Source organism: Mycobacterium gastri, from assembly GCF_002102175.1.
GTDB lineage: Bacteria > Actinomycetota > Actinomycetes > Mycobacteriales > Mycobacteriaceae > Mycobacterium > Mycobacterium gastri.
In genome coordinates, this window is the sequence record NZ_LQOX01000102.1 from 1 (window position 1) to 7993 (window position 7993).

General features: G+C 66.8%; 1 protein-coding gene and 1 pseudogene. Both read left to right on the forward strand.

The window, feature by feature from the left end; translation table 11 throughout:
• Nucleotides 1-615: pseudogene (locus tag AWC07_RS28705) on the forward strand (AMP-binding enzyme); the annotation flags it as partial.
• 189 nt (nucleotides 616-804) lie between these two features.
• Nucleotides 805-7993, forward strand: a 7189-nt coding sequence (locus tag AWC07_RS11630; protein WP_244187571.1) for a non-ribosomal peptide synthetase, incomplete at its 3' end; no start/stop codon positions are given.

Genomic DNA, 7993 nt, shown 5'->3' on the forward strand with positions numbered 1-7993 from the left:
GGGGTGGGGTATTGGCGGCGGGCGGGGTTGACGTCGTCGCGGTTTGTGGCGTGTCCGTTCGGCGGAGCGGCAGCGCTAGGAATACGGATGTATCGCACCGGGGATTTGGTGTGTTGGGGTGCTGATGGGCAGTTGCGTTATGTGGGGCGCGCTGATGAGCAGGTCAAAATCCGCGGCTACCGCATCGAACTCGGCGAAATCCAGGCAGCGCTGGCCGAGTCGGCCGGCGTCAAGCAGGCGGTAGTCATCGCCCGCGAGGACCGCCCCGGCGACAAACGGCTGGTCGGCTATGTCACCGGGACTGCGAACCCCGCAGCGGCGCGTGCCGCGTTGGCCGAACGGCTACCTGAGTACATGGTGCCGGCCGCGGTGGTGGCGATCGACGCGCTGCCGTTGACGGTCAACGGCAAACTCGACAAACGGGCCTTGCCGGCACCCGAGTACCAGGATGGCGGTCATTACCGCGCCCCCGGCGATGCGGTCGAGGAGGTTCTGGCCGACATCTACGCCCAGGTGCTCGGGCTGCAGCGGGTCGGTGTCGATGAGTCGTTTTTCGAGCTCGGTGGGGACAGCATTTTGTCGATACAGGTGGTGGCACGGGCCCGGGCCGCCGGCCTGCTGTGTCGATTGCGCGACATCTTCGTCGAGCAGACTGTGGCCCGGCTGGCCCGGCTGGCCGGTATGGCCGACGGTGAAGGTGGCCACGTCGATGACTGCCTCGGGCACGTGGCGGCCACCCCGATCATGTGTTGGCTGCACGGCTTGAAAAGCGCGGGCGGCCCGGTGGATCAGTTCAATCAGACGATGCTGCTGCAGGCTCCGGACGGGGTCAGCGAGGCCGCCGTGGTGGTCATGGTGCAAGCGTTGCTGGACCGGCACGCCATGTTGCGGCTGCGCGTCGACGACGACGGCGCCGGAGGGTGGTCGTTATGGGTGCCCGAGGCGGACTCGGTGGATGCCGGTGCGTGCCTGCAGTCGGTGGCGACGCTGTCGGATGAGGCGCTGGTGGGGGCGCGGTCGCGGTTGAATCCTTCCGCCGGGGTGATGATGAGCGCGCTGTGGGTGCAATCCACCGGCCAGCTGGTGTTGATCATTCATCATTTGGCCGTCGACGCGGTGTCGTGGTGGATTCTGTTGGATGACCTGAATATCGCCTGGGCCCAGCATCGCGGCGGGCAGCAGGTGGTACTGCCCGCCGCGGGCACGTCGTTTCGGCGGTGGGCGTCGCTGCTGGCTGAGCACGCGCGCCACCCGGCGGTCGTGGGCCAGGCGGGTGCCTGGCGGCGGGTGGCGGCGGCCCCGGCCGCGCTGCCGGCGGTGCAGCCTGCGGTGGATACGTTTGCCACTGCCGGGCGGCTGTCGCTGTCGCTGGATGTGGAGACCACCCGGATGCTGCTCGGTGAGGTCCCAGCGGCGTTTCATGCCGGGGTGGGCGACATTCTTTTGATCGCGTTCGCCTTGGCGTGGGCTGAATTTTTGGGGTTCGCGGGCACCGACGACGCGCCGATCGGCATCGACGTGGAGGGCCACGGGCGCCAGGAGGAATTGGCCCCCGGTATTGACCTGTCGCGCACCGTGGGGTGGTTCACGACCAAATACCCGGTGTCATTGGTGGTGGGTGGGCTGTCGTGGGCGCAGGCGGTGGCCGGCGAGGCGGCGCTGGGGGTGGTGCTCAAGGACGCCAAAGAGCAGCTTCGCGCCCTTCCCGACGGCCTGACCTACGGTGTGCTGCGCTACCTGAACACCGACATTGAGCTGCCTGGTCCCGATCCGCCGATCGGGTTTAACTATGTGGGGAGGCTGGGCGCCCCGGCGACCGATGGTGATGGTTGGCGGCTCCGGCACGAAGGCCTGGTCACCGGCGCGGCCGCGGCGGTGACCACGCCGCTGATGCACACCGTGGAGCTCAACGCCGGCACCGTCGACACCGACGCCGGCCCGCGCCTGCACGCCGGCTGGACGTGGGCGCCCTCAGCAGTTGATCGTGCGGCGGTCACCCGACTTAGCCGGTTGTGGTTTGAGGCCCTCGCCGGTATCTGCGCGCATGTGCGGCGCGGCGGGGGCGGGTTCACTCCGTCCGATCTCGCGCCCACCCGCCTGGACCAGCAGCAGATCGACGAGTTCGAGCGGCAACACCGGATCGCCGACATTTTGCCGCTGACCCCGGTGCAACAGGGGCTTCTCTTTCACGCCAGCACCACGCAGGCGGGCGACGATCTGTATGCCGTGCAGCTGGATCTCGCCCTCACCGGTGCCGTTGATCAGCAGCGGCTGCGCGATGCCGTGCAAACCGTGGTTAACCGGCATCCGAACCTGGTGGCCCGCTTCCACCAACAATTCGACGACCCGGTGCAGATCGTCCCCGCCGACCCGGGGGTGCCCTGGAGTTATGTCGACCTTGGCTCGGGCGATGGCGATGAGCAGATCCAGCAGGTGTGCGCCGCTGAACGCGCAGCTGTCGGCGATCTCGCCCACCAGCCGGCCTTTCGAGCGGCTTTGATCCGCACCGCAAAAGATCGACACCGCTTGTTGCTGACTCATCACCACATCGTGCTCGATGGCTGGTCGTTGCCGATCCTGCTGCGGGAAATATTCGCCAGCTATCGAGGGCAGCACCTGGCTGCGACCGGGTCGTATCGGACATTTTTGACCTGGCTGGCCGCTCGTGACCAACATGGCGCCCACACGGCCTGGCGCGAGGTATTGGCCGGCTTCGACACCCCGACATTGGTCGGTCCGCCGGATCGGTTGCGGCCGGGGCGGCGAGGCGTTGCATCGTTTCGGATGCCCGCCGAGATCACCCGGGCCGTTGGCGAGCTGGCCCGCTCCTGCCACACCACCGTCAACACCGTGTTGCAGGCCGGCTGGGCCCAATTGCTGATGGGGTTGACCGGGCACCATGACGTCGTCTTTGGGACCACGGTCTCAGGCCGGCCCGCCGAGTTGGCCGGTGTTGAATCGATGGTGGGCCTATTTATCAACACGGTGCCGGTCCGGGCGACCATCACCGCGACCACCACCACCGAAGGGCTGCTCGCCCAGCTGCAAACCGCCCAGAACAACACCGTCGAGCACCAGCATGTGGGGCTCGCTGACATCCACCGCATCAGCGGTCACGACGCCTTGTTCGACACCCTGTTCGTCTACGAGAACTACCCGGTCGACACCGCCGCGCTGGTGGGCGGACCTGAGTTGGTTATCACCGAGTTCACCAGCCGCGAATCTACTCACTACCCGCTGACGCTTGCGGCCAAGCCGGGGGCTGAACTGGAGCTCTGCCTGAAATTTCGCACTGATGTGTTCGACGCGGCGAGTGTTGAGGTGTTTATTGAGCGGTGGCGGCGGGTGTTGGTGGCCATGACCGCTGATCCCACCCGGCGGCTGTCGTCGGTGGATGTGCTCGATGGCGGTGAGCATGCGCGCCTGGCTGGGTGGGGGAATCGGGCGGTGTTGATCCGGCCGGCTTTGGCGCCGGTGTCGATTCCGGCGGCCTTCGCCGCGCGGGTGGCCCGGGCCCCGGATGCGGTGGCGGTGACCTTCGAGGGTTTGTCGGTGACGTATCGGGAGTTGGAGCAGGCCGCTAACCGGCTCGCGCACCTGTTGGCCGAGCATGGTGTGGGCCCGGGTGAGTGTGTGGGGCTGCTGTTTTCGCGTTCGGTGCAGGCGATCGTGGCGATCTTGGCGGTGCTCAAGACCGGGGCGGCTTATCTGCCGATCGACCCGGCGCTGCCGGGGGCGCGTCTGCAGTTCATGGTTGCTGATGCCGCGCCGATCGTCGCGCTGAGCACCGCTGATCTGGCTCACCGGTTGGGCGGGTGCGACCTGCTGGTCATCGACATCGATGATCCTGCTGTCAAGGCCCAGCCCAGCACGGCGTTGCCGGCGCCGGCCGGTGATGACATCGCGTATTTCATCTACACCTCGGGTACCACCGGAACGCCTAAGGGGGTGGCCATCACCCACCACAACGCGACCCAGCTGATCGAGTCACTGCAGGAGCGTGAACACCTGCTGCCGCATGCGGGGGTGTGGTCGCAGTGCCATTCGTATGGCTTCGATGTTTCGGTCAAGGAGATCTTCGGGGCGTTGCTAGGTGGCGGGCGGCTGGTGGTCGTGCCCGAGGAGGTGGTCGGCTCGCCGGAAGACCTGCATGACTTGTTGGTCAGGCAACGGGTCAGTGTGTTTACGTCGACCCCTGCCGCGGTGGCGATGTTGTCGCCGCAGGGATTGGACTCGTTGGCGGTGTTGGCGGTGGGCGGTGAGCCCTGCACGGCCGAGTTGGTGGATCGGTGGGCGCCGGGGCGGGTTGTGATCAACGCCTACGGCCCCACCGAAACCACGGTGCGTGCGTCCAGTAGTGCGCCGTTGGTGGGGGGGTCCGGGCCGGTGCCGATCGGCTCACCGGTGGCGGGAGCGGCGTTGTTTGTGCTGGATGGGTGGCTGCGGCCGGTGCCGGTGGGGGTGGTCGGGGAGCTTTATGTGGCCGGCGCCGGGGCAGGGGTGGGGTATTGGGGCCGGCCCGGGTTGACCGGGTCGCGGTTTGTGGCCTGCCCGTTCGGTGGCGCGGGAGCGCCAGGAATTCGGATGTATCGCAGTGGGGATTTGGCGCGGTGGCGCGCTGATGGGCAGTTGGAGTATGTGGGGCGCGCCGATGAGCAGGTCAAGATCCGCGGGTTCCGCATCGAGCTCGGTGAAGTCCAGACAGCGCTCGCCGAGTCGGCCGGGGTGGAGCAGGCGGTGGTGCTCGCCCGCGAGGACCACCCTGGCGACAAGCGCCTGGTCGGCTATATCACCGGGACCGCGGATGCGGCCGGAATCCGCGCCCGCCTCGGTGAGCGATTGCCCCAGTACATGGTGCCAGCGGCGGTGGTGGTGCTCGATGAGCTGCCGTTGACGGTCAACGGCAAACTCGATGTCCGCGCCCTGCCGGCACCTGAGTACCAGGATGGCGATCATTACCGCGCCCCGGCCGATGCGGTGGAGGAGGTCTTGGCGGTTATTTATGCCCAGGTGTTGGGGCTGGAGCGGGTCGGGGTGGACGACTCGTTCTTCGAGTTGGGCGGGGACAGCATTTTGTCGATGCGGGTGGTGTCGCGAGCGCGTGCGGCGGGGGTGGTGTGTCGGCCGCGGGATATTTTCGTGGAGCAGACGGTGGCGGGGTTGGCGCGGGTCGCTCGTGCCGCCGGACGCGGCGGTGGTGATTCGTTCGACGATGGTGTCGGTGAGGTGGTGTCCACGCCGATTATTTCCTGGCTGGCCGATGTGGAGGGCCCGGTCGGGGAGTTTTGTCAGATGGCTGCGGTGTCGGCCCCGGTGGGGGCCACCGAGGCCGATGCGGTGGTGTTGGTTCAGGGTTTGCTGGATCGACATGCCATGTTGCGGTTGCGCGTTGATGACGATGGCGCCGGGCACTGGTCGTTGGTGGCGCGGCCACCGGGTTCGGTGGATGCGCACCGGTGCGTGCAGTCGGTGCCGGTGTTGTCCGATGAGGCCTTGGTGGGGGCGCGCTCGCGGTTGGATCCGGCGGGCGGAGTGATGCTGAGCGCGCTGTGGGTGACGTCGGCGGCGGAGCTGGTGCTGGTGATTCACCATCTGGCCGTTGATGCCGTGTCGTGGCGGATTGTGGTCGATGATCTCAATGCGGCGTGGGATCAATACCGTGCCAGCGGGGTGGTGGCGCTGCCGGTGCGGGGGACCTCGTTTCGCCGATGGGCGTCGTTGCTGGCGGAACAGGCGCGGTCGCGCACGGTGGTCGATCAGTTGGAGCGGTGGCGGCGCATCGTTGGGGTTGAGGCGGTGCTGCCCAGGACGGACCCCGCGGTGGATACCTGGGCCAGCGCCCGGCACCTGACGGTGTCACTGGATCCCGAGACCACCCGCATGCTGCTTGGTGAGGTCCCGGCGGCGTTTCATGCCGGGGTGCAAGACATTTTGTTGATTGCCTTCGGGTTGGCGTGGGCGAAGACTCTCGGTGGCGGCGCGCTGATCGGCATCGACGTGGAGGGTCATGGGCGTGACGAGGAAGTGGCCCCCAGTGCGGATCTGTCGCAGACGGTGGGGTGGTTCACCACGAAATACCCGGTCTCTTTGAGGCCGGATCGGGTGTCGTGGCCGCAAGTGCTGGCCGGGCACGCGGCGTTGGGGGCGGCGGTCAAGGGCGCCAAAGAGCAGCTTCGCAAGGTTCCCGACGGCTACACCTACGGGTTGCTGCGCTACCTCAACGATGACGTCGATCTCGACGGCCCCGACCCGCCGATCGGGTTCAATTATCTGGGCCGAGGTGGCGGATCGACTGATTCTTCGGTGGTCGGGCAGGGCTGGCGGATCCGCGGTCCGGGCCAGTTGTTCACGGATACGGCTGCGGCGGGGTGGCCGATGCCGCTGGCGCATACCGTGGGGGTCAATGCGGTCACCCTCGACACCGATGCCGGCTCGCGACTGCAGGCCACCTGGACGTGGGCGCCGTCGAAAATCGATGCCGCACGGGTGGAGCGGCTGAGCCGGCTGTGGTTTGAGGCCCTGACCGGCATCTGCGCGCATGTACGCCAGGGTGGGGGCGGGTTCACCCCCTCCGATTTCGCGCTGACCCACCTGACCCAGGAGCAGCTGGAGGGCCTGCAACGCGCCTACCCTATCGCCGACGTGTTGCCGTTGACCCCGCTGCAGCAGGGGTTGCTGTTCCACATCATGGACGGCCGCGAGAGTGTCGCTCATCCCTATGCTGTGCAAATCGCTATCGGCTTGGCCGGCCAGGTTAAGGAATACCGGCTGCGTAAGGCCGTCCAAGCGGTCCTTGCCCGTCATCCCAATCTGGGGGCACGGTTCGCCTTCGAGGGGCTGGCAGAGCCGGTGCAGATCATTTTGCGGGATCCGGTGCTGCCGTGGCGGTATATCGAACTTGCCGGAGATGCGGAGGAAGTCGGGGATCGTATCGAACAGGTGTGCGCCGCCGAACGCGTCGCGGTCTACGATCTGGCCCACCAGTCACCGCTACGTGCGGTGCTGTTCCGGAGCGCGCCCGAACGCTATCGGTTGGTGCTGACCAGCCATCACATCGTGTGCGATGGCTGGTCGGGGCAGGTACTGCTGCGTGAAATATTCGCCGGTTATGACGGGCACCCATTGTCTGCCCCCGCCCCATACCGCAGCTTTCATACCTGGCTGGCCGGTCAGGATTGCGAAGCCGCTCACGCGGCTTGGCGTGAGCAGTTGGCAGGCTTTGACGCCCCGACACTGGTCGGTCCGCCGCAAAGGTTGATGCCCGGGCGCCGCGGCGTGGAATCGTTCCGAGTGCCGGTCGAGACCACGCGGGCACTTTGCGAGCTGGCCCGCTCGTGCCACACCACCACCAACATCGTGCTGCAGGGCGCCTTCGCGCAGCTGCTGATGTGGCTGACCGGCCACCATGATGTCGCCTTCGGGACCGTGGTCTCGGGTCGACCCACCGAGCTGGCCGGGATGGAATCGATGGTGGGCCTTTTTGTCAACACGGTGCCGGTGCGGGCGCGCATCACCCCGGCCACCAGCACCGCTGAGTTGCTGGGCCAGCTGCAAACCGCGCATACCAGCACCCTCGAGCACCAGCACCTCGCGCTTAGTGACATTCACCGCATCGCCGGTCAGGAAAGATTGTTCGACACCCTGTTCGTGTACGAGAACTACCCGATCGACACCGACGTGCCGTTAGGCGCTCACGAGTTGGCTGTCACCGAGTCCGCCATCCGCGAATACACTCACTATCCCCTTACTGTGGTGGCCCTGCCGGGACGCGAACTGGACCTTCGCGTCCAATTCGACATTGACGTTTTCGACACGGCCAGCATCGAAACGCTCATTGAGCGGTTGCAGCGAGTGTTGGTGGCGATGACCGCCGATGCCACCAGGGTGTTGTCGTCGATGGATTTGCTCAATGGGGTTGAGCGGGCTCGGCTGGATGGGTGGGGTAATCGGGCGGTGTTGAGCCGGTCGGGGGGTGTGTCGGTGTCGGTTCCGG